The 21,688-nt window shown below is 70.1% G+C and carries 25 protein-coding genes and 1 pseudogene; 11 read left to right on the top strand and 15 right to left on the bottom strand.

Annotated features, from left to right (window positions below; genetic code table 11):
* Positions 1 to 549: 549 nt before the first annotated feature.
* The 3 genes and pseudogenes from ACTWPP_RS38820 to ACTWPP_RS38810 all read left to right on the top strand — a co-directional run.
* Entirely contained in the window at positions 550 to 1,137 is a 588-nt protein-coding gene (locus tag ACTWPP_RS38820) for a PadR family transcriptional regulator (protein ID WP_443109437.1), read from the top strand.
* Between the two features lie 2 nt (positions 1,138 to 1,139).
* Positions 1,140 to 1,865, top strand: a complete 726-nt coding sequence (locus ACTWPP_RS38815) for a VOC family protein (RefSeq protein WP_443109443.1) — start codon at positions 1,140 to 1,142, stop codon at positions 1,863 to 1,865.
* Positions 1,866 to 2,051: 186 nt separating this feature from the next.
* A pseudogene (locus tag ACTWPP_RS38810) lies at positions 2,052 to 2,498 on the top strand (hypothetical protein); the annotation flags it as partial.
* Positions 2,499 to 2,660: 162 nt separating this feature from the next.
* Here the strand turns inward: ACTWPP_RS38810 and ACTWPP_RS38805 are convergent.
* The gene (locus ACTWPP_RS38805; protein ID WP_443109436.1) at positions 2,661 to 2,942 is read right to left on the bottom strand and encodes a hypothetical protein; all 282 of its coding nucleotides are present in this window, start codon (positions 2,940 to 2,942) and stop codon (positions 2,661 to 2,663) included.
* Between the two features lie 60 nt (positions 2,943 to 3,002).
* On the opposite strand from ACTWPP_RS38805, the gene ACTWPP_RS38800 reads away from it, so the two are divergent.
* Positions 3,003 to 3,227 carry a hypothetical protein gene (locus ACTWPP_RS38800; RefSeq protein ID WP_443109445.1) on the top strand — a complete coding sequence of 75 codons (225 nt, stop codon included), beginning with the start codon at positions 3,003 to 3,005 and terminating at the stop codon, positions 3,225 to 3,227.
* Complete coding sequence (locus ACTWPP_RS38795; RefSeq protein WP_443109435.1) at positions 3,224 to 3,700, top strand: hypothetical protein; 477 nt, start codon at positions 3,224 to 3,226, stop codon at positions 3,698 to 3,700. Before ACTWPP_RS38800 ends, ACTWPP_RS38795 begins: the two co-directional genes overlap by 4 nt.
* Here ACTWPP_RS38795 and ACTWPP_RS38790 read toward each other — a convergent pair.
* Entirely contained in the window at positions 3,642 to 4,373 is a 732-nt protein-coding gene (locus ACTWPP_RS38790) for a PaaI family thioesterase (protein ID WP_443109434.1), read from the bottom strand. The genes ACTWPP_RS38795 and ACTWPP_RS38790 overlap by 59 nt on opposite strands.
* Before the next feature lie 551 nt (positions 4,374 to 4,924).
* Between ACTWPP_RS38790 and ACTWPP_RS38785 the strand changes: the two genes are divergently transcribed.
* Together ACTWPP_RS38785 and ACTWPP_RS38780 are read left to right on the top strand one after the other, a co-directional pair.
* Positions 4,925 to 5,155 carry a hypothetical protein gene (locus tag ACTWPP_RS38785; RefSeq protein WP_443109433.1) on the top strand — a complete coding sequence of 77 codons (231 nt, stop codon included), beginning with the start codon at positions 4,925 to 4,927 and terminating at the stop codon, positions 5,153 to 5,155.
* A gap of 147 nt (positions 5,156 to 5,302) precedes the next feature.
* Entirely contained in the window at positions 5,303 to 6,136 is an 834-nt protein-coding gene (locus tag ACTWPP_RS38780) for an alpha/beta fold hydrolase (RefSeq protein WP_443109432.1), read from the top strand.
* Between the two features lie 353 nt (positions 6,137 to 6,489).
* On the opposite strand, the gene ACTWPP_RS38775 is transcribed toward ACTWPP_RS38780, so the two are convergent.
* On the bottom strand, positions 6,490 to 7,614 hold the full coding sequence (locus ACTWPP_RS38775; RefSeq protein WP_443109431.1) for an alpha/beta hydrolase: 1,125 nt from the start codon (positions 7,612 to 7,614) through the stop codon (positions 6,490 to 6,492).
* 61 nt (positions 7,615 to 7,675) lie between these two features.
* On the opposite strand from ACTWPP_RS38775, the gene ACTWPP_RS38770 reads away from it, so the two are divergent.
* Positions 7,676 to 8,275, top strand: coding sequence for a TetR/AcrR family transcriptional regulator (locus ACTWPP_RS38770; RefSeq protein WP_443109430.1), 600 nt, complete (start codon positions 7,676 to 7,678; stop codon positions 8,273 to 8,275).
* Positions 8,276 to 8,328: 53 nt separating this feature from the next.
* Here the strand turns inward: ACTWPP_RS38770 and ACTWPP_RS38765 are convergent, their stop codons facing one another.
* A complete protein-coding gene (locus ACTWPP_RS38765) occupies positions 8,329 to 9,501 on the bottom strand; it encodes an epoxide hydrolase family protein (protein ID WP_443109429.1) in 1,173 nt (390 codons plus the stop codon).
* 193 nt (positions 9,502 to 9,694) lie between these two features.
* Here ACTWPP_RS38765 and ACTWPP_RS38760 point away from each other — a divergent pair, with 193 nt between their 5' ends.
* Positions 9,695 to 10,270, top strand: a complete 576-nt coding sequence (locus ACTWPP_RS38760; RefSeq protein WP_443109428.1) for a CGNR zinc finger domain-containing protein — start codon at positions 9,695 to 9,697, stop codon at positions 10,268 to 10,270.
* A gap of 379 nt (positions 10,271 to 10,649) precedes the next feature.
* Here ACTWPP_RS38760 and ACTWPP_RS38755 read toward each other — a convergent pair whose 3' ends face one another.
* The 11 genes from ACTWPP_RS38755 to ACTWPP_RS38705 all read right to left on the bottom strand — a co-directional run bounded on the left by ACTWPP_RS38755 (position 10,650) and on the right by ACTWPP_RS38705 (position 19,209).
* A complete protein-coding gene (locus ACTWPP_RS38755) occupies positions 10,650 to 11,321 on the bottom strand; it encodes an ABC transporter ATP-binding protein (protein WP_443109427.1) in 672 nt (223 codons plus the stop codon).
* Positions 11,318 to 12,166, bottom strand: coding sequence for an ABC transporter transmembrane domain-containing protein (locus tag ACTWPP_RS38750; RefSeq protein WP_443109426.1), 849 nt, complete (start codon positions 12,164 to 12,166; stop codon positions 11,318 to 11,320). The genes ACTWPP_RS38755 and ACTWPP_RS38750 overlap by 4 nt, the downstream gene beginning before the upstream one ends.
* Positions 12,167 to 12,221: 55 nt before the next feature.
* Positions 12,222 to 12,905, bottom strand: coding sequence for an ATP-binding cassette domain-containing protein (locus tag ACTWPP_RS38745; RefSeq protein WP_443109425.1), 684 nt, complete (start codon positions 12,903 to 12,905; stop codon positions 12,222 to 12,224).
* A complete protein-coding gene (locus ACTWPP_RS38740) occupies positions 12,902 to 13,171 on the bottom strand; it encodes a hypothetical protein (protein WP_443109424.1) in 270 nt (89 codons plus the stop codon). The genes ACTWPP_RS38745 and ACTWPP_RS38740 overlap by 4 nt, the downstream gene beginning before the upstream one ends.
* 34 nt (positions 13,172 to 13,205) lie before the next feature.
* Positions 13,206 to 13,412, bottom strand: a complete 207-nt coding sequence (locus tag ACTWPP_RS38735) for a hypothetical protein (RefSeq protein WP_443109423.1) — start codon at positions 13,410 to 13,412, stop codon at positions 13,206 to 13,208.
* Positions 13,413 to 13,474: 62 nt separating this feature from the next.
* Positions 13,475 to 13,681, bottom strand: coding sequence for a hypothetical protein (locus ACTWPP_RS38730; protein WP_443109422.1), 207 nt, complete (start codon positions 13,679 to 13,681; stop codon positions 13,475 to 13,477).
* A 472-nt stretch (positions 13,682 to 14,153) separates the two neighbouring features.
* Positions 14,154 to 14,606, bottom strand: coding sequence for a hypothetical protein (locus ACTWPP_RS38725; protein WP_443109421.1), 453 nt, complete (start codon positions 14,604 to 14,606; stop codon positions 14,154 to 14,156).
* A 308-nt stretch (positions 14,607 to 14,914) separates the two neighbouring features.
* Positions 14,915 to 15,748 (bottom strand): SGNH/GDSL hydrolase family protein, encoded by an 834-nt coding sequence (locus tag ACTWPP_RS38720; protein WP_443109420.1) that lies wholly within the window; start codon positions 15,746 to 15,748, stop codon positions 14,915 to 14,917.
* 72 nt (positions 15,749 to 15,820) lie between these two features.
* Entirely contained in the window at positions 15,821 to 16,663 is an 843-nt protein-coding gene (locus tag ACTWPP_RS38715) for a poly(ethylene terephthalate) hydrolase family protein (RefSeq protein ID WP_443109419.1), read from the bottom strand.
* 88 nt (positions 16,664 to 16,751) lie between these two features.
* Positions 16,752 to 17,891 carry a PucR family transcriptional regulator gene (locus ACTWPP_RS38710; RefSeq protein ID WP_443109417.1) on the bottom strand — a complete coding sequence of 380 codons (1,140 nt, stop codon included), beginning with the start codon at positions 17,889 to 17,891 and terminating at the stop codon, positions 16,752 to 16,754.
* A gap of 136 nt (positions 17,892 to 18,027) precedes the next feature.
* Positions 18,028 to 19,209, bottom strand: a complete 1,182-nt coding sequence (locus tag ACTWPP_RS38705) for a PucR family transcriptional regulator (protein WP_443109416.1) — start codon at positions 19,207 to 19,209, stop codon at positions 18,028 to 18,030.
* A gap of 132 nt (positions 19,210 to 19,341) precedes the next feature.
* Between ACTWPP_RS38705 and ACTWPP_RS38700 the strand changes: the two genes are divergently transcribed.
* The gene (locus tag ACTWPP_RS38700; RefSeq protein WP_443109415.1) at positions 19,342 to 20,868 is read left to right on the top strand and encodes a long-chain-fatty-acid--CoA ligase; all 1,527 of its coding nucleotides are present in this window, start codon (positions 19,342 to 19,344) and stop codon (positions 20,866 to 20,868) included.
* Positions 20,865 to 21,641 carry an ABC transporter ATP-binding protein gene (locus ACTWPP_RS38695; protein ID WP_443109414.1) on the top strand — a complete coding sequence of 259 codons (777 nt, stop codon included), beginning with the start codon at positions 20,865 to 20,867 and terminating at the stop codon, positions 21,639 to 21,641. The genes ACTWPP_RS38700 and ACTWPP_RS38695 overlap by 4 nt, the downstream gene beginning before the upstream one ends.
* The last annotated feature ends 47 nt before the right edge of the window (positions 21,642 to 21,688 follow it).

Raw genomic sequence — 21,688 nt, 5'->3', positions numbered from 1 at the left:
TCCGTCATACCCTGCGGACATAGGGGCCTCCATCCTCGACGGGATTGGTGTGATGACCCCGAGTGTCCGCCGGATACCCGGAACCGTCACGGGGAGCGGAGGCCCCGCTCCTTCATCGCATCAGAGGCCTTGCTTGTGTTGTTGACGAGTGAGGCTTCAGGTCTGGTTGGGCGATATCCGGGCGACGACCTTGTCGCCTGACACCATTCCCGTGTCCCGGACGCCGAGGCCATGATGGTCATTGCCCGGCGCACCCGGACCGATTCGCGCTTCCCTCGCCGCACGATCTGATGCAGCCTGCGGCCTCGGCCAGCCTGCGTGCCCGTACCGGCTCAGCCCACCCACACCACCTCACTCTCGACAACATCACGCTGCTATCGAGGGTGGGCCTCACCGGCCTCGACACCGTGGACGCCGACAGGCGTGTGACGAACGCGGTGACCTTAAGCGGTCAACGCACTAGCCAAATTTGGTTAATGCGAGCCATGCCGGTTACCCTCCCGGAGGAAGCTAACCAAATTTGGTTAGTCGCCTACTGGAGGGGATCGGATGAATCCCGTACGGCTGCTGGTCCTGGGAGCGCTTCGCAGGCGCGGGCGCGCGCACGGCTACCAGCTCCGCGCGGACCTGGAGTCGTGGGGCGCGCACGAGTGGTCCACCGCCACGTCCGGCTCGGTGTACCACGCACTCAAGAGCATGGCCGGCCAGGGCCTGCTCAGTTCGTACGAGACCGTGCCCTCGGAGGCCGGCGGGCCGCCGCGGATCGAGTACGAGCTGACCGGCGAGGGCGAGACGGTGTACTTCAGCCTGCTGCGCCGGGCCTTGGCCGACCGCGAGCCGTCCCTCGACGTGCTGGGCGCCGCCGTCGGCCTGATCGAGGACCTCCCCCGCGAGGAGGCCCTGCGGATCCTGCGCGAGCGAGCCCTGGCGATGGACGAGTGGCGGGCGAGCATCACCGAGCACCTGCCCACCGGCACCGATCTGGAGACATGGGGACCGGTGGGCGAGGTGCTGTCCCTGTGGCTGAGCACCGCCGACGCCGGCGCCCGATGGACCCGCCGCCTGATCGGGCGCCTGGAGGAGGGCACGTTCACCATGGCCGGCGAGGACCCCGCTCCCACGACGGAAGGCAAGTGACGATGGCCGGCGAGATCACCGTGCCGCTGCTGCCCTGCCGGGACATCGACGAGGTCGCCGAGTTCTACGCCATGCTCGGCTTCACCCGCACGTACCGGCAGGTCCGTCCCAACCCGTACGCCGCGTTCGAACGGGACGACTTCCAGCTGCACTTCTTCGGCATGCGGGACTTCGTTCCCGAGGACTCCTACGGGACCTGCCTGGTCCGCGTCCCTGACACCCGGGAACTGTTCGACGCGTTCGCGGCCGGGATGCGCGAGGTCCACGGCAGGCTGCTGGTCTCCGGGATTCCCCGGATGACCAGGCCGCGCAAGCGCCGCAACTCCGGGAACCACTCCGGCTTCACCGTCATCGACCCGGGCGGGAACTGGATCCGGATCATGGCCGCCGGACCCGCCGCCGGGGACGCGGACGCGGCCGCCCCCGGCAGGCTCGCCACGTCCCTGAGCAGGGCGGTCGTCATGGGCGACTCCCACGGCAAGCACGTCCGGGCAGCCCAGATCCTGGACGACGCGCTCAAGCGCGCCAAGGACACCGCCCCACCGACCGAGTTGGTCGAAGCGCTCGCCTACCGTGCCGAACTCGCGCTCCGCGCCGAGGATCGCGCCACGGCCGGGGACGCGCTCGCCCGGGCCCGCGCGATCATCCTCTCCGGAGCCGAACGCGACCGGGTCACCGACGCCCTGGCATCCCTCACCGACGTGGAGAGGGTGCTCGACTCGGGGTGAACGTATGTGGTCACCGCACTAGAAGGTTGGGCTCGATCCTTCCCTGCCCGAGGGCCGCCCGTTCGACGAGCACTGTGAGAGTGATGCCCTGAGCAGAGCTGAGGCTTTCTTTGTTGGGGTGTTTCAGCACTTCCCGGGCGGCGAAGGCGTCGCCGGATCTCATGGGCGCTGAAGTCGGCCGTTGGGATGGTGGAGTGTGCGGCACTGAAGTCACCGTTCATCGCCTGGCTGATGATCGCCATCTGGGTGGCTTCATCGATCCCTTCACCGGGCACCGCGTGTTCGGCGGCGTTGCGAGCCGCTCGCTGCCACTGCCGGGCAGCGACCAGGCCCTGGGTGCCGTCCTCGCGGAGGACGGTCCTGAGCCATGGGCCCACGTTGGCGCGGGCGCCGTCGGAGGTAGTGAAGCCGTCGAAGCAGATTGGCGTGCCGCGGACGTCGACGTCACGCCGTGCTGGACCGCGCCGATTCTGTGGGGCGGCGGGGTCTGCTGGTCGGTCACTGGAGGAGATGCGCGAGTTCGGTGAGCCCCTCGGCATCCCCGTCGAGGAGGCGTGCACCGAGGTCACGCGGGTCGTACCGCAGCGCCGTCCGGCCAGTGCCGATGAGGTGGCGCGGGCCGTGTGGTGGCTGCTCGGGCGGGACGCGTCCGCGGTCAATGGGGCCGTCCTGACGGTCGACGGCGGCACCACGATCGTCGGTCCCGGCACGCTCGCCTTCGACTTCGCCCCGCGAGACGCACGAGTCGCCCCGCCGCAAGGGTCGGTGGCCGGGCGACTCGTGCGGCAACGGTTCTCAGGCGTGGTTGTGGCAGCACGCGCCGTGCTTGAGTCGTGCGGCTCTGCGGGCGTTGCGTCGGGTGACGGCCGCGGGTGCGATGGCCGGGGTGGCCTTGCCGTCGTAAACGACCCTGCCGCCGAGGACGGTTCCGGTGATGGGCAGCTCGACCAGCGAGGACGCGTCGGTGCCAAGGAGATCGCCGCCAACGATGCACACGTCGCCGGCCATGCCGGGCTCCAGCGTGCCCTTCCAGCGCTCGGCGCGGTCCTGCCAGGCGCCCGTCCTGGTGTAGCTCACCAGCGCTTCCCACTCGGCCGTTCGCCGCTGGAAGCGGGGCTCATCTTCCTGCCGTTCTCCGTGACGCTGCTCTTGATCGGTCCGCTGACCGGCAGGCTCCAGGAGAGGTTCCCGGCGTCCGCCCTCATCGCTGTGGGCTTCGCGGTATCGGCGGCGGGGTTCCTCACCATCTCCCGGATCCGGCCGGGCAGTGACTGGCCGGACGTCCTGCCCGGATTCGCCCTCATCGGGTCGGCGGGGCCCTGGCCTACCCCCCGCTGCTGGGCGTGGCGGTGGGCGTCATGACGCCCGCCCGGGCCGGCATGGCCTCCGGCGTCGCCAACTCCTTCTTCCCACTGGGCACCGCCGCGGCGATCGCGGCCTTCGGGACCCTGTTCTCCGGCGTCTTCGCACGACGGATGAGCGACGCCGAGCTCGTCCGGACCGGTGTTCCCGCGCAGCAGGCGGAGCAGTTGCGGGCCGCCGTCACGGCGGGCCGGACCGAAGCCGTGCAAGCTCTTCCGCCCGCGCTCGCCGGGCGGGTCGGCGACCTCGCTCGCGCGACCTTCGCGCAGGCCCTGGCCGACGTGTGCGTCGCCGCGTCCGTCGTCTGCGCGTTGGCCGTGCTGGTGAGCCTCACCCTGGTCCGCGCGCGGGACCTTCGGCACGCCGCCGCGGGAGACGTTCCGGCACCGCCGCCCGTCGCTCCGTCAGCCCCACTCACGATTCGCGTTGAAGAACGTCGAGCAGCGCCTCGATGGCGGCGGCATCGCCGGTGACGGCCGCCTGACCGTCCGCAACGGCCGCCGACAGCGAAATGGTGCGGTTGTGCGTGAGCCGCTGCCAGGTCTGGAAGTCGCATTCGAGCGTCGCGTCATGCGATCCGGTGACACCTTCTGACGCCTGGAAGCCAGCTGCGGTCGCAGCGAGGTTCCAGGACGGCGGCGTCACATCCGGCACCGTCAGCGCCACGCGGACGTCCCGGGCCAGCCCGGCCGGGTCGTAGACGGACTTGAAACCGTCGAGCTGCCAGCGGAAATACGTCGAGGGGTCACCACGGCCGAAGTCCAGCTTCTCGGACGTGCGGTCGGTGGCGATCATCTGGTCGGCCCAGGCCGCGGCCGGGACCTTGATGTAGACCCCCTTGGCCTGGAAGCACAGTTGTGCCGGATCGTCCTGATGGGCATCGAGCCTGACGATGACGGCACGCGTGCGTTCCTGCTCAACCCGCATCCGAAGTGTCAGTGGTCTCTGGGTGAGCGTTGGAGCGCGGAAGTCCAGCTCGACCCGGCGGGTCATCGCGGGCGCACCGGCGACCTCGGAGGCCACCAGCCCCATGGCCTCGTCGACCTGCGCGCCCACGTAGCCCCCGTGGACGACGCCCGGCCCGCCCTCGGTGTCCTGGGGAGGTACATGGACGATGACGCCTTCCTCGCCGTCCCACTCGCCCACGAGTTTCAGACCGGACTCATTGATCTCGCCGCAGCCATAGCAGCGAGGGTAGTGGTGATCCGTTTGGGCCCTGCCATCCCTGCACCTCCAGGCGCCTGTTGAGATCGTTCTGCTCCATTCGGTGCGCGAAGCCTCTAAGGCCGGTCAGCCCAACGCGTTCGACCTCTGGGACCCCGCCAAGCCCTGATCACCACCGTCCCGGCCACCGGCTCCTTCCCTCCCCACCCCGATAGCCGCCGCCCGCGGCCCGGCCTGCGCGCCGAGCACCGGACCGCGGGCGGCACGGAAGGCCTGCCATGCCAGCCGACACCGTGCCGACCGACATCACCCCCGATGCATTTACCAGGCCCTCGCCTTCCTCTCCACCGGCATCTACTTCAGCGGGCTCACCTACATCAAGCTGGCGGCCACGGATACGCGGCTACTCCGCGAACCCCAGCCTCTGCCATTGACACGGGAACCGCTCACCAGCAGAACCTGGCTCACCGGCGCGGCCATGCCGGGCGTCGGAGCCACCGTCCAGGTCCGCGGCGCCGGGCGGAGCCCGCCCGGTGGCGTGGTGCTGGGACGATCTCAACGTCCATCTCGCGCCGGAGCCGGCCGAGCTCAACCGGGCCGAGGGCATCTGGTCCCTGCTCAAATGCGCGACGGTCAACTTCACCGCCGGCGACGTCCGCGGCCTGGTCCGCATCATCAAACGCAAACTGAAGAAGATCCAGTACCCGCCCCACCTCATCGACGGCCGCCTCGCCGAGATCGGCCTAACCATCGAACCCTGGTAGGCGAGCGGGCACTACGAGTTCAACCTGGTTAATGGCACGGAAGATCTCGCATGGGCGACGGCAAAGCTCATCGGCTCGGCCGTGCGTCCCTTCCGGGACGCGGGTAGGTGCTGCCCGCGTCCAGGGAAAGGGCAAAAGGGGGATGCCATGCCATACGTCACCGCTTCGGACGGCACCGAGATCTTCTACAAGGACTGGGGTGCCGGACGGCCCGTGGTCTTCAGTCACGGGTGGCCGCTCAACTCCGACAGCTGGGAAGCGCAGATGCTCTTCCTCGCCGACCACGGGTACCGCTGTATCGCGCACGACCGCCGCGGCCACGGCCGGTCCGCACAGGTCTGGAGCGGCAACGACATGGACCACTACGCCGACGACCTGGCCGCCGTAGTGGACGCCCTCGACCTGCGCGCCGCGACATTGATCGGGTTCTCCACCGGCGGTGGCGAGGTCGCCCGCTACATCGCACGGCACGGCACCGGACGAGTGGCCCAGGCGGTGCTGGTCAGCTCCGTCCCGCCGTACATGGTCAAGACCGACGACAACCCCGGCGGCGTCCCGATGGAGGTGTTCGACGGTCTGCGCGCCGACTCCATCGCAGACCGGTCCCAGCTCTACCGCGATCTGGCCGACGGGCCCTTCTTCGGCAACAACAGGCCCGGCGCCTCGGTGTCGCAGGGAATGCGCGACGCCTTCTGGCGCCAGGGCATGCAATCCGGGCACAAGAACGCCTATGACTCGATCGCCGCGTTCTCGGCCACCGACTTCCGCGGCGATCTGGCCCGGTTCGACGTCCCAACGCTGGTCGTTCACGGCGAAGACGATCAGATCGTGCCGTTGGCGGTCGGCGGGCAGGCCTCGGCGGCCCTGATCAAGGACGCCGAACTCAAGACCTACCCGGCCGCCCCGCACGGCATCACCGACACCCACAAGCAACAACTCTGCGAGGACCTCCTCACCTTCCTCAACACCCACCATCAGTGAGGTCGAGGGGCTTGGTCCGAGCGTCGCCACCGTCCCCACCGGGGACGCCGGCCGGCAACCGGATCGCGTTCGCCGAGGACCGATTCACCCCACATCGCCCGGGTATCGAGCGGTGAGATCGTCTGGGCGCCGACCATCAAGGAGGCGTTCCTGCCGTTCACGCGGGGCAGCGGAATTGCGCTAGGCCGGGTCAAGGGGCATCGGCCCTGGGGTTCAGCGGTTGTCGCGGGCCGCGCGGCGGATGAGGGCGGCGACCTCTTCGGGCTCGGCGACAGCCACCGCGTGAGGCGCCCTTGACGGTGACGGTGCGGGCGTTGGCGCGCTCAGCCCTCCACCGTCGGGCCTTGGTCGGGTCAGGATCGGGCCAGCAGGGGTGTCAAGGGCAGGCGAGTGACCGGTTCGGTGAGGCGATGAGTGCGCGAGCCCGGCTGCAGCCTGGCCACCAGCCAGCCCATCGCCCCGAGCATCACCGGGGTGAAGCGTTCGACGGCGCAGTGCGTCGCATTGGCGACCAGCCAGATCGTGGTGTTGGGAGCGGGGTAGAGCGCGGTGGTGTCGCTCCGCGGGATGTACTGGTCCATTGAGCCGTTGACCGCCAGCAAGGGCGCGAGCGGTGGGCTGTCCAGGAGTCCTTGGTCGCGTAGGGAGAAGCCGTCCACCAACGCGGGTATCTCCTGCGGCTCAGGGAGCCTGTCCCAGCCGATGGCGTGCGCGAGGATGCCGGGCATCCCGTAGGGCAGGGTGAGTACGTCGACGCGCTCGCCTCCCGCACCCGTGGGCCCGCCGATGTCGACGGCCGCGTCCACCTGCCCGAGTATGGCGAGCTTTGCCGCCCAGTGCCCGGCGAAGCTCAGGCCCAGATAGCCGACCGGAAGGTCGTGAACCTCGCGAAGCCGCTGGATGGTCGCGCTGATCACCAGGTCGCTGTCGGGACGTAGCGGGAGCTTCGACTCTCCGGTGCCGGGCATGTCCACCGCGGCGACGAGCAGGCCGGTCGCGCGCGCGAAGATGACCGATAGCCGATGCAGGTCCATCTTCCAGGTGTCCACGCCGCCCGACAGCACCAGCAACCCGCGGCTCGTCCCCCTCGCTCGCTGGAACAGGTGGACCGGCACTGTGGTCGTGCCGTCCTCCTGCGGGACTTCCAGGACGGTGCGCTCGAAGCGGACGGGAAAGGTATCGGCTGCTTTGAGGTAACACGCCAACTGCCGTTGGTAAGCCTGCTGCCGTGCCGGCGTGGCCAAGCAGGGAAATCGTGCCGCGCCCCAGCACAGTGCGGCCCGAAGCCATCGTTCCTCGCGCTCGGCCTGTTCGGCGAGGCTCGCCCACACGGGAGTCCAGCCGTGCGGGCCCTCACTCCACATGTCACGCGTTCGCTTGCGCGCCTCGCTGATCAACCGTGTCGGGATTCCCATTGCTCGGAACTGAGAGGTCCGTTCATCGAAGACCGCGGAGGGGGCGGCAGGAAAGGTGAACATGCCGTCTAGGATGTGAGCAATCCTCAGCATTCGACAACTCGCATTGGGGGCGGGAGTGAGCGTGCCCCGCAAAAGGCCCCGCCAGCAGCGGTCCCAGTTCACGGTCGAGGCGATCCTGGAGGCCGCTGCTCAGCTTTTCCAGCGGTACGGATACGCCGCGACGACCACCAACAAGATCGCCGAACGCGCTGGAGTTTCGATCGGGTCGCTGTATCAGTACTTCCCGAACAAGGACGCAGTGCTGTACCTGCTCGGAGAACGCCACGTCCAGGACATGGAGAAAACGCTGACCGCGGTCCTGGCCGACCTGCGCATCACCGAGCCGCCCCTGGAACCGACTGTCCGCACGCTGGTCACCGCCCTCACCGACATCCACCGCACCGAACCCGCGATGCACCGGCTGCTGTTCGACCAGGCCCCCCGCCCACCCAGCGGGGCCCGCCGGCTCCGCCAGATCGAGAACGCCATGGCCGCCGAGGTCGAGTACCACATGCGCCGTCTCACGGTCGGCGAACCGGATCCCCATCTGACCGCCGTTCTCCTCGTCCAGGCCGTCGAAGCCCAGGTACACGGGGCCGTCCTCGATCCACCACCGGGCCGCACCATGGACGACTGCATCGACGCCATCGTCGACCTGTGCCTGCGCGCCCTCCGCACCTGACCGGCGAAGACGGAACAACGCCACCTCGTTGAACTGGGCGCGTCTGCGGCGAGCTAGGGCGTGTCTCCCAGCACTGCCGCGAGGCCTTCTTGTAGATCCTTGACGAAATACTCGGGAACCTCCAGCGATGGGAAATGTCCCCCGGTTTCGGGCGACCTCCATCGGACGATCCGTCGGTATCGCTCCTGTGCCCAGGCGCGCGGATACTTCTCGATGTCGCGGGGATACATACTGATTGCCGACGGGACGTCGACCCGAAGTTCGGGGTCGAGCGAGTTGTGGCTTTCGTAGTAAATGCGGGCCGATGATGCGCCGGTCCGTGTCAGCCAATACAGGGTGACGTTGTCAAGAACCCTGTCTCTGGAAATCGTCTCGAACGGGCTGTCCTCGGTATCTGTCCACTCAGCGAACTTGTCAAGGATCCAGGCAAGAAGCCCGACTGGTGAGTCGACGAGCGAGTAGCCGATGGTCTGCGGTCGGGTCGCCTGCTGCTTCGCGTACGCCGCGCGGTGGCGCCAGAAATCGCGGGTCTCCTCGGTCCATTCGCGCTCGGCCGCCGTCAGCCCGTCCGTTGTCAACCCGGGCGGTGCCTGCGCGAACGTTGTGTGGATGCCGAGCACGTGCTCCGGGAACCTGCCGCCGAGGATTGTGGTGATCACACCTCCCCAGTCGCCGCCGTGGGCTACGAACTTGCTGTAGCCGAGCCTTCCCATCAGTTTCACCCAGGCGGCCGCGATCTTTTCGGTTCCCCATCCGGTGGTGGCCGGCTTGTCACTGTAACCAAAACCTGGCAGCGACGGGACTACGACGTGGAACGCTGGCGCGTTCGCGCTTTTCGGATCTGCCAGTTCGTCTATTACATGGGTGAACTCAGCAATGCTGCCTGGCCAGCCGTGCGTCAAGATCAGAGGGGTGGCGTCTGCGCGGGTGGATCGGCGGTGCAGGAAGTGGATTCCCAGATCGCCGATGGTCGCGCGGAACTGGCCGATCCGGTTGAGGCGCGTTTCGAACGACCGCCAGTTGTACCCGGTGCGCCAGTAGTTCACGACATCGACGAGGGCTGCGAGAGGAACGCCCTGATCCCATCGGCGCGGGTCGGGCGCGGGGCGATAGACCGTCTCAGCTTCCGGCAGCCGTGCTGCGGCCAGTCGCGCGCGCAGGTCGTCGAGGTCAGTGTCGGTTGCGTGGGCTTCGAATGCTTGCACGTCGCCGGTTCGACGGTTCATGAGATTCCCACGCCGGGGTGAGCTGACGTGGTGACAACGCCACGGTCGAGGGCGACCGCAGCGTCGGTGACGCACCGGTGTGTGGACATGAGACCTCCTGGTCATCGATGGAACCGGCTGGGACCCTGTCGGAACCGGCTAAGATGGTTCTAACAGATCGCGACGTCGGCGTGCAACCGGCTAAGGTGGTTCCATGCGCGCTCAGTTCCCTGACTTCCGTCTCGGCAAGGTGCTGGCGACCAGCTTCACGGCGACCCTGACGGAGCGTCGTGGCAACGCTGTGGAACGCATTCCCACGCCGAACCGACTCGTCGACTGGCTGGCGGTGAGTGGCCTCGCCGTGGAGTCCTGCACTACCGCCCAACTCGAACGCGCTTGGGAGCTGAGGGAATCAATTCACGCCGCCGCGACAGCGGCCGCGCGCCGAGACCCTCTCCCTGTGTCTGCTGTCCAGGTCATCAACGACTGCAGCGCCCAGGGTCGGGCCGCGGCTATCTTGACGCCCGAGGGCAATCGGCGATGGCGACTTGGCTCGGCCTCCTCCGTGGAGGATGCCCTAGGCGTTATCGCCGCCGACGCGATCAGCATCATCGCAGGCGAACGAGACGGAAAATTGGCCTTGTGCGCATCCCCTACCTGCCAAGCAGCCTTCTTCGACACCAGCCAGAGTCGCACCCGCAAATGGTGTGAGATGAACACGTGCGGGAATCGTCAGAAGAAGGCGCGCTTCAATGCCTACAAGCACGAAAACCTCGGATCAGCAAAGTAGTCGTTGCTTCGGTGCATCCAGGTGGGCTCCACGTCTGCGGCATGCCTGTCGTTTTGGGGGCACTCCAACGGCACTACTAAAAGGGCCCGGGGAGGCGGACGCCCGGGACCACCGCGCGATCGCGGTCGCGTTCCGCTCGAATATTGGGGCACGTGGTCTGACCTGTGGCCATGGGGCGTGGTGATACTCGCTGGTCATGCCTCAGATCATCTTCGATCACCTACACCAGACCGACCGACTCCGCTGACCAGACCGAACTTGATCCAGAGGTACTGACTACTCCTCCTGCGGGTCGTGTCCGGCCTGCGTCAGGCCGACGATGGCGAAACGCGTACGAGGGTCTCTCCAGCTCACGCCAGAAACCCGCATACCGGGTTGGCTAGTGCTCATGGCGGCCCCCGGTCAGGCGCCAGCCTTGTCCGCTCGACCGTGCGTGCCAGAGCCTGGCGTAGGACCCGCCGGCGGCGATGAGGGATTGGTGCGTCCCGGTCTCGACAACGCGACCGCCGTCGACGACGGCGATCTGATCGGCGTCGACGACGTTGTTCAGCCTGTGTGCGATGAGCAGTACCGTGCTGTGCTGGGCGAGTTGGCGGATGGAGCGCCGCAGGTAGCGTTCGTTCTTCGGGTCGAGCGCGGCGGTGGCCTCGTCCAGCAGCACGATCGGCGCTCGCTTGAGCAGTGCCCGCGCGATCGAGACTCGCTGGCGCTCGCCGCCGGACAGGGACACCCCGCCTTCGCCGACTCGGGTGTGCCGGCCGCGCGGGAGACGGGCGACGATCTCGTCCACCCCCGCGAGTCGGGCCGCTTCGGCCAGTTCCGGGTCGGTGGCCTCGGGCCGGCCGAGCCGGATGTTGGCCTCCACGGTGTCGTCGAACAGGTAGACGTCCTGGAAGACCAGGGCGAGCTGGCGAGTCAGGTCCTCGGTGCGCAGGTCGCCCACGTCGGCACCGCCGACCCGGACGGCGCCGTGCTGGGCGTCCCAGAACCGGCTGATGAGCCGGATGACGGTCGTCTTGCCGGAACCGGACGGCCCGACCAGCGCGGTCACCGAGCCGGGCGGCACGGTGAGCGAGAAGTCGCGCAGGACCGGCGTCCCCGGCCGGCGAAGCGGAACGCGAGCGCGATCAGCGCGACAGCGGCCGCGGGCGCGACGGCTCCGTCGAGCGCGAGCCGGACGCACGCCAGCATGAGCGCCGTGACCGCGAGCTGCACCGCGAGCCCGCCCACGCTCAGGCCCACCACACCATGGCCGAGGGTGCGGCGGCGGGTTCGCCGTTGCTCCTCGATGGCCTCCTGCAGTGGCCGGTAGCCGTGGGCGCTCCGGCCGAACGCGCGCAGCACCCACTGGTTCCGACCGAACTCGATGACCCGGGTGGCGGCCTCGACGTCGGCGATGTGGTTGCGTGCCTCCCCGCTGGCCACGCTCGCGGCGCCGAAGCGGAACGCCAACGCGAGTACGGGAATGGACAGCGCGGCGGCGAGTCCGAGGCGCCAGTCGTACCAGAACAGGGCGACCGTCACGGTCGCCGGCCCCGCGACGGCGATGATCAGGGGCGCCAGCAGGTGGGCGAAGATCCCGGTGATCATCATGGTGCCGTCGGTGGCCACGCGGGACAGCCGTCCGGTGCGGTCGGAGTCGAACCAGCCGAGCGGGAGGCTCACGAGGTGGTCGCCGAGGCGCTGGTGCATCGTCGACAACGTCTGCAATGCCGCGGCGGAACCGCGCATGGTCTGCACGTACCGCACGACGCCGGCCGCCGCGGTCACGATCGCCAGGGTCAGCAGGTGTGCACCGATGGCGTCCCGGTCACCGGACGCGAGGTCCGCGACCACCGGCACGAGCAGGGCCGCGGCGATGCCGCTGAGCACGCCGTACGCGACACACCAGGCCACGTAGCCGGTCAGGATGTGTGCTCTGGCCGGGCCGAGCACAGCCGCAGATCGCTGATCACGCCGGAACCTCCTCGTGTGCCCACATGCGTGTGTACTGCCGCCGCGCGGCCAGCAGCTCGGTGTGGGTACCGGTCTCGACCACTCGCCCGCGGTCGAGCACGACGATCCGGTCCGCGCGGGTGATGGTGGCGAGCCGGTGCGCGATCACCAGCACCGTGCGTCCACCGGCCAGGCGGGACAGCGCGTCCTGAATCGCGGCCTCCGACTCCGGATCGGCGAAGGCGGTGGCCTCGTCGAGCACCACAACGGGTGGGTCGGCGAGCAGTGCCCGGGCGATGCCGACCCGTTGCGCCTCACCACCGGACAGGTGGGCGTCCTGCCCGACGACGGAGTCATAGCCGCGCGGGAGAGCGGTGACCCGGTCGTGGATCAGTGCCGCGCGACACGCGTCCCGGATCTCGGTGTCGGTGGCTTGTGGTCGGCCGAGCGCGACGTTGTCCCGGATCGAGACGCTCAGCAGCTGCACGTCCTGCAGCACGAACCCGATGTGGCGGTAAAGCTCGGCCGGGTCGATGTGCCCGACGTCGACGTCGCCCATCGCGCTCTTGCGCAACCGTCCGGAGGAGTTCCGCGCGAACCAGCCGAGCGGGACCCGGCCCAGGTGGGCGATCATCCGACGGCGCAGGACCGCCTGCAGCCGCACATCCGCCACATGCGTGATCGTCAACGCCGCGCTCATGAACGCCCCCGCAGCACCAGCCCGAGGACGATCAGCACCGCCACCAGCGCCACCCGGTCCCGGTCCAGCGGCGTCGCCAGCAGCGCCCCCGCCAGCTCGACCAGCCCCACAAAGGGCGCCAGCCCCGCCAACGCGCCCAGGGCGCTGAGCACGCACGCCAGCCTGATGCGGCCGGCGATGGGGCGGCGCAACCGTCTGAGCGCCCGCGCCGCCGTCCGCTGGTCACCGTCGTCCACGGTCTGCCCGGTCATGAGGTCATTCGCCATCGGTCGTGAACCATGTCCACGAGCCTGGCGCGGCTCACCCGGCGGCGTCTTGAACGAATGTTCCGCTGTCGTGGCCGCCCTCATACCAGGCGCGGTACAGCGACGCGGGCGTGTATCCCGCCAGTTCCCTCAGGTCACGGGTGAGATGGGACTGGTCGGCGTACCCGAAGCGCGCCGCGGCGTCGGCGGCCGCCGTCCCCGCCATGATGGCCTCGATCGCGGGGGAAAGGCGCACGATCATCGCCGCCCGCTGGGGGTCACCCCGATCTGGGCGGTGAACCGCGACCACAGGCGCTTGCGGCTCTACCCCGTCTCGGCCGCGAGGTCACCCGTCCGGCGCCGCCCACCACTGGCCACGAGCCCGCGCCAGACGAAGGCCACCTCCGGGTCGACCGAGCGGTTCGTGTGCAGCTCACCGTCGAGCACCAGCACGATCGTCAGCCCCGGCTCGGGCAGCACCCGCATGTCCAGGCCCTGCCCGGCACGGTCGTGGTAGCCCTCCAGTTCCACGCCGTCGTACTCGGGCCGGCCGGCCGGACGACCTCCCAGCCGCCACCCTGCTCAGCGTGCAGAACCATGACGGGGCCGGGCGCCGGTGATGCCGGTGTCGATGAGATCGATGGGTGATCCCGCAGGGCGGTTTCCGTACATACTCCGACAGTATCCATCGAAGAGAAGCCCACCATGCGTTCAGGTGGCTCAGCACCCGGGCACGAGCAGCCTCGCGGGCAGCCTCCGCCCACGCGATCCCCTCCACCGCCGGCCATGGCCGGCCGACCACGCGGCCCGGGCCGCGCCTTCGCCCGCGGCCAGTGGGTCGCACGTCCCCATGCTGAGAGGAGATCGAGCGGAACATTCGTTCAATACCCCGGCGCGCAGCGACGGTGACAGTGGGCTCAAGGTGCACGTGATCAGGCGAAGCCGCCAACGGAAGGGTCCAGGGTCACCGGCACGTCCGCCGGTATTCCTCCCGCGGCACGTGTCAGCCGTAGCCCTCCGGGCGACCGCACGCCGCCTTGAGCTTTGAGTTGTTGATGAGGACGCCCTCTCCCTCGATCTCTTCGCCGTACGCGGCCGAGCTTCTGCCCGGAGGGACCCTGCGCAGGAAGGCGGCGACCCGGTCGATCTTGGCCGCGATCCTCTTGGATTCCGCGGGGCCGTCCTTGTCGAGCCTCTTGCCCGCGTTACGGATCTTGGACGCGGCGTCCTCGAAGAACTGGGCGTCAGAGGAGGAGAGCGGGCGGTAAGGCGAGGAGAGGGCGTAGGGGTCGGAGGGTTTGTATCCGTTGAAGTCGGCAGACCACTTCCTGTGCAGGGCATCTAACTCATCGAAGACGACATTGCACGGAACGAATCTCTCCTTCAGCCCACACCCGGTGGACAGGAGAAGCGCGCCCGAGAGGGCGAGGGCACCGGCGAACTTGAGGGCGGTCATGCGCTGGTCCGTCTCCTTCGGAGAGGTGAGGTGCAGGGTTCCACACGTCTTTCAGGCTTTCTTCGACGCACGAGGATCAAGTCAGGTTCATGACCACATGTAAGAAAGTGGAAGGTTCAAGGTGCTCGCCATACTCGGGGCGGCCCCGAGAGCCCAACCGAGTCACCGTTCCGGCGACCGCGGTAAACGTGGGTCGAAGAAATACCTGCTCACCGAGCGGGCCAGGCCGCCGCTGACTGTTGGATTCCGGCGGGGACGCGACCTCGACCGGCCCGCCTCGAAGGCCTTCGAGGCGGGCCGGAGCCTTCTCAGAGTTCGGAGACCAGGATCTGTGCGAAGGCCCGCATTCCCGTAGCGTTCGGGTGGAACGGGACGGCGAGGCTGGCCGGAATGTAGGGCTCGACCCACCGGTCGGCCGGGGAAGCGCAGGCGGTGTGCCCGCTCCCCCGCCCGGCGAGATCGACGTAGTCGGCGCCGGCGGCGCGGGCCCGCTGGGCGAGCATCGCGTTCAGGCGGTCGACGGTCTGCTGCACGTAGGTGGCGTCACCCGGCAGGATCGGGACGGTCGGGTAGCAGCCGCCGTGCGGTAGGTAGGCGGGGTAGCCGACGACGACGATCCGGGCGTGCGGGGCGCGCTCGCGGATGCCGTCCAGCATCCCGTCGATCGCGGGCGCGAGGGCCTTGATCTGGGACTCCCAGGTGTCGTGGCCGTCCTCTCGGTAGTCGTACCGGCAGGGGTCGGGGTTCGCGCCCAGGGCGAGGCAGTGCGCGACCATCCGGAACAGTGAGATGTCGTTGGCGCCGAGGTGGACGGTGACGAGGTCGGTGCCCTCCGTCAAGGCGTCGAACTGCGGCGGGACCCTTCCCAGCAGGGTGCTTTGGGGTCGAGTCAGGTCGGTCGTCTCGGCGCTGGTGCAGGTCACGTCCGTGAAGGAGCGAACGTTGAGGGCGGCGGCCGTCAGGGACGGGTAGTTGCGGCGGGAGCGAAAGCAGCCGGGTCGGCTCGGGTCCTGGGCGGGGATGAGCGGACCGGCGGCGGCCGAGTCGCCGAGCGCGACGTAGTCGATGGTGCGGGCGTCACCGGCGTGGGCGGGGACGGCTGGGGCGAGGGCGCAGACACAGGACGCCAGACCGGCGATCACACGTCGGATCATGGGTTGGCCTTTCGGGGGTGGGCCTCTCCCGGCGGGACGGCCCGCCGGGAGAGGGGACGGTCAGCCGGGGATCTGGAGGGCCTTGGCGTTGCGGCGCCAGTCCGACCACCGGGTGTCGGAGCAGAGGCCGCAGGACGGGCCGAAGAACTCGGTCCGGGCGTTCGGGTCGTCCATCAGCCAGTGGCGCAGCCAGGCGGTGGCCGGACCGCGGAACCCGCCGCCGCCCCAGGCCGCGGTGAGGTGATTCGCGCCGCGCAGTTCCGCGTAGACGGCCGGGATGTGGTCCGAGTCGTTGTAGAGGGCCTTCACCATGAACGGGAAGACGATGCTGTCCTTCTCACCGGCCATGTAGAGGGCCGGCTCGTCGATCAGGTCGGGGTCGGTGAGCGGGCCGGGTTCGATCCCGACGGCCGTGTCAACCCGGGGGTCGACCGCGGCGTTGATCGCGCCCGCGCCGCCCTGGGAGTGGCCGGCGGAGGCGATGCGGCCCAGGTCGACCTTCTGGTGGAAGACGCTGCCCGGGTCGGCGTTGCGCTTCGTCAGCGTGTCGATGCCGTGCCGCATGCTGAGTCCGGAGTTGGCCTGGGTGGAGTTGGACGCGGCGACGATGAAGCCGTGGCTGGCCCAGTGCCGGAGCAGAGCGCTGTAGACGCCGGGCACGACGAACGTGCCGTTGCCCCAGATGATCACGGGGTGTTTCTCGCCGTGCGTTCCCATGTGGACGGGGCGGTAGAAGGTGGTGACCGCCTCGATGTCCACGTGGACGTCGTAGGGTCCGCGGTCGGCCCACGCGTGGCCGACGGTCGGGATTCCGTGGGGGGTGGTGTCCGCGGCGGCGGGGCCCTGCAGGAAGGAGGCCGTCAGCGCGACGGCCGCCAGCAGGGCGGTTCCTCTTCTCTTCATAGACGCACATCGTGAACGGGCGCCGGGGCGTTGTCTGTCCGCAATCGCGGCAAAGTCCCCGTTCACCGGTTGTGCGTTCGCCCAACGGTCAGCCGGTCAGGTCCAGTGCGGTCAGGGCGGCGACGAGCAGGCGGGAGCCGTCGGGGTCGGCCGGGTCGAGGCCGGTCAGGGCGGCGATGCGGCGCAGCCGGTAGTCGAGGGTGTTGCGGTGGACGTGCAGGTCGAGCGCCGCCTGCCTCCGGTTGTTGCCGTGGAGGGCCACCGCCCGCAGCGTCTCCATCAGGTCGGGCCGGTCCCGGATCGCGTCGAGCTGGGCGGCGAGCTTGGCCAGCCCGTGCCCGGGCCTGGACAGCTGGTACTCCAGCAGCACGTCCTCCAGCCGGTACAGGCCTGGCGGGCGGTGCAACCGGACGACCAGTGCGGCGACCTCGCGGGCCTCATCGGCCGCGGCCGGGATCTCCTGCGGCGCCGCGGCCGTCGCGTGGGCGGCGGTCGCGGGCCGCTCCGCCGCCTTGCCGAGCAGCACGACCAGGTCCCCGAGGCGGGGGTCCGGCGGTCCCGGCAGCAGGATCGTGCCGCCGTTCTCGTCGAACGAGGCCAGGACGTGCGACTGGGCGTGCGCGTTCAGCGTCGTCTCCAGCGCCCGCAGCAGCGGCCGGACGTCGCCGGGCTCCGGGGCCGCGCCGCCCAGCCGCAGCACGACCACCGTGTACTCCGTGGCGAGCGCGACGCCCGCCCGGGCCGCCAGGCCCCGCGCGCGGTCGCCGTTCAGCAGTGCGGTGACCAGGGCGTGCCGGGCCTCCCGCCGTTCGCCGTACAGCTGCTGCTGTTCCTGGACGTGCGCGAGCGTCACGGCGGGCACGACCGAGCGCAGGTGGCCGAGCAGGTGCAGGCCCAGTTCCTGGAGGTCGCCGGCGTCATCCGGCCCGGCCTCCTCGGCCGCCGCCCGCCAGCACACCTCGGTCGCCAGGTGGTAGGCCGACAGGGCGGCCTCCAGCGGGACGCCCTCCTCGGCTCTCCGCGCCGACCAGCTGATGATCTCCGCCTGTTCCTCGACGCTCGGCGCCCGGCACTGCCGGAGCGTCTGCACGATCATCCGCAGGTTCGCCTCGACGGCGAGCCGCACCGGCCCGTCCAGGACCTCCGGCGGCTGGAGCGCGTAGAACGGCACCTGCCGCCGGAACTCGTCCACGATGCGCAGGGCCAGCCGCGGCGACTGATCGGCCAACCAGAAATGTAGTTTCGGCTCGTCCATCATGACTCCAGGGGTGGGGAAGACCGATGCTCTCCCAGTCGCGGGCCACGGTCCATGGGCGATGGCACCATGCCGGAATCCCCCGGCTTGGGCGTGCGCCCAACGGCCGTCAGGACGTCTTCAGCTGCAAGGCCCGGACGGCCGCGTAGAGCGCCGCGGTGTCGCGGGGCCGGTCCGGCGAACGGCCGGTGAGCTGGGCGACGCGGTCGAGCCGGTTGCGGACGGTGTTGCGGTGGCAGTAGAGCCGGGCCGCGACCTCGGTGGTGCTGCCTCCGGTGTCGAGCCAGGCGGACAGGACTTCGAGCAGCGCCTCCCGGTCGGGGTGGGTGAGGACCGGGTCCAGCACGGTCGTGAGGAGCCGGGCGGCCAGGTCGGGGCTCGCCGCCACCAGGGCCGCGGCCGGATCGTCGGCGATGGTGCCGGCGCCGCGCGAGCCGGGCCGCATCGAATCGCGGGCCAGGACGGCCAGACGCTGCGCGTCGGCGGTCTCGCGCATCCCCTGGTAGCAGGGGCTCACCCCGGTCCGGCCGGACGCCGCGCGGTCGAGGGCCTCCATCGCGCGGCCGGCGTCGTCGGCGGCGGGCAGGGCGACCACACCCGCCAGATGGTCGGCGCGGGGCCGCCACACCGATCGCATGCCGTGCCGTTGCAGCGCCCGCTCCAGGGTGGGCGCGTCGCGGCGGTCGGCGACAACGCACAGGTAGGGGCCCCGGGCCGGCAGGCCGATCGCCTGCGGGGTGCCGCCGAGCGTGCTCCAGTCGGCGACGCGCCCCTCGAACAGGGCGTCCAGCAGGATGAGGCGCCGGCGCTCGTCGTCGCGGGCCAGCTCGACGAGCGTCTCCCGGTAGACGTCGTTGACGGTCTGGGACGCGAGGTCGCAGACCGCCCACAGCGTCATCGTCAGCTGGGCGATCTCTTCGAGCGTCACCCCCGGCACGATCTTGGCCCGGCCGATCAGCGCCTCGCACAGCAGCCGGCCGCCGACGAGATAGGCGTGCAGCAGCGAGGCGATCGGAACGCCCTGTGCGGCGCGCCGCCGTGCGTTCTCCCTGGTCGAGTCGGTTCCGATCGGCCGTCCCCGCGACAGGCAGGTCAGCAGCTCGAAGAGGATCTGCTCGTTGAACACCCGGACGTCCGCCCGCCGCTCCCGGCCCAGCCCGGCGTAGAAGGCGTCCTCGGTGAGGATCGCCTGGAAGACGTGGTCGGCGAGGGCCGCCACGTCGTCCAGCAGTTCGCCCGCGCACCGCGCGAGCAGGGGTGAGACCACGATCTCGGCGCGCCCGTCAGTCATGGCGCGCCATCTAAGCAGCGGCCGCGGCCATGTGCCAGTGCCCTGGCCAGGGCGCGTGATCGGGGTCGCCCGCCCATGGACCGTGATCGGTCCGCGCCCCGACCATCGTGCCGTCCCGTTGCGAGGAGGATCATGCTGAACCTGTCGGTCGTGCTGGAGCACGGCGCGCGAGAGCATCCCGACCGCACCGCCCTGGTGAGCGGCGCGGCGCGGCTGTCCCATTCCCGGTTGAACGCTCTGGCCTGCCAGGTCGCCGCCCTTCTGGCCGCACGGGGGATCGGGCCCGGCGACCGGGTCGCGGTGAGCTGCCCCAACATCGCGTTCTTCCCGATCGTCTATTTCGGTGTGCTGAAGGCGGGCGCGACCGTGGTCCCGCTGAACGTGCTGCTGACGTCCGACGAGATCGCCTACCACCTGGCCGACTCGTCGGCGCGGGCCTACTTCTGCTTCGAGGGCACAGCGGAACTGCCGATGGCGGTGCGCGGCCGGGCCGCGTTCGACGAGTCCCCGGACTGCCGGCTCTTCGTCGTCCTGCCCGCGGACCCGCAGGCCGAACTGCACCCGCTCGGCGAGACGCTGCCCACGGCGCTGGCCGGCCTGCCCGAGGAGCACCCGACGGTCGCGACCGCCCCCGGCGACACCGCCGTAGTCCTCTACACCAGCGGCACGACCGGCCGTCCCAAGGGCGCCGAGCTCAGCCACGAGAACATGGTCCTGAACGCGATCGTCGCCGACGACCTCGTCGCCCGCACCGGCCGGGACGCCTTCCTCGTGTCGCTGCCGCTGTTCCACTCGTTCGGCCAGACCGTGCTGATGAACATGGGTCTGCGCAGGGGCGCGACGCTGGTGCTCCAGTCCAGGTTCGACGCGGCCGAGGCACTGGCGGTGATGGACGCCGAACGGGTCACGCTGTTCGCCGGGGTCCCGACCATGTACTGGGCGCTGCTGGGCGAGGTGCGGCCGACGACCGTCCCCCAGCACCTGCGAGTGGCGGTGTCGGGCGGCGCGGCCCTGCCCGTCGAGCTGCTGAACCGGTTCGAGAAGGTCTTCGGCCTCTCCGTCCAGGAGGGGTACGGGCTGTCGGAGACCTCGCCCGTCGCGGCGTTCAACCCGCCCGGCCGCCCGATCCGGCCGGGGTCGGTGGGACGGCCGGTGTGGGGCGTCGAGATGAAGCTGATCGACGACGTCTGGAACACCGTCCACGGTGCCGGGCCCGGCGAGATCGCGGTGCGCGGCCACAACGTCATGAAGGGCTATCTCGGCCGCGTCCACGCCACCGCCGAGGTGCTCCGGGACGGCTGGTTCCGCACCGGGGACATCGCCCGCCGGGACGACGACGGCTACTACTTCATCGTCGACCGGGCCAAAGACCTGATCATCCGGGGTGGTTTCAACGTCTACCCGCGCGAGATCGAGGACGTCCTGGTCTCCCATCCGGAGGTGAGCCTCGCCGCCGTCGTCGGCGTCCCGCACACCGCCCGCGGGGAGGAGATCAAGGCGTTCGTGGTCCGCGAGGCCGGCGCGGACGTGTCGGCGGCGGAGCTGTCCGCCTGGTGCAGGGAGCGGCTGGCCGCCTACAAGTACCCGCGGCTGTTCGAGTTCCGCGACGGCCTGCCGCTCGGGCCGACCGGGAAGATCCTCAAGCGGGAGCTCCGGTGAGCGGGCTGACCGTCTCCGGGCTGGAGGTGTCCTACGGGGCGGCCGTCCGAGCGCTGCACGAGGTGTCCCTGGCGGTGCCCGCCGGGTCGATCGTCGCGGTGCTCGGCGCGAACGGCGCCGGCAAGTCGACGCTGATGCGCGCCGTCTCCGGAACGCTCCGCTTCCACGGCGGGCTGGTGGAGTCCGGCGAGATCCGCTACGGCGGACGCCGGCTGGACGGCGCCGCGCCGCACACGGCCGTCGCCGCCGGGATCGTGCAGTCGCCGGAGGGACGCCGGGTGTTCGGCCGGATGACCGTCGCCGACAACCTGCGGGCCGGTGCCCTCACCGACCGGCGCCACGCGGCACGGGCCCGCCACCGGGTCCACAAGCTGTTCCCCGTGCTCGCCGAACGCTCGGCACAACGGGCCTCGCTGCTGTCCGGGGGCGAGCAGCAGATGCTCGCGATGGGCCGCGCGCTCATGGCGTCCCCGAAGCTGCTGCTCCTCGACGAGCCGACGCTGGGCCTGGCGCCGCTGATGACCGCCCGGATCGCCGAGACCATCACCGAGATCAACGATCAGGGGATCTCCGTGCTCCTGGTCGAGCAGAACGCCGCCCTGGCGCTGCGCCTGTCCTCCCGCGCCTACGTGCTGGACGTCGGCCGGGTCGCGCTGTCCGGCCCGTCGGCCGACCTGGCCGCCGGCGACGAGATCGGCCGCCGCTACCTCGGCGTCACCGATGATCGGGCCCCGCTGGCGGCCCGCCGCGAGATCACGAGGTGGCCCGCGTGACCTCCGGTCCCCCGCCGGCGGACGGGCACGGCGAGACGGCCGGTTCC

It is taken from the genome of Actinomadura sp. 3N407 (genome assembly GCF_052245875.1).
Taxonomy (GTDB): Bacteria; Actinomycetota; Actinomycetes; order Streptosporangiales; family Streptosporangiaceae; genus Spirillospora.
This window is presented reverse-complemented; position numbering and strand designations above follow the sequence as displayed.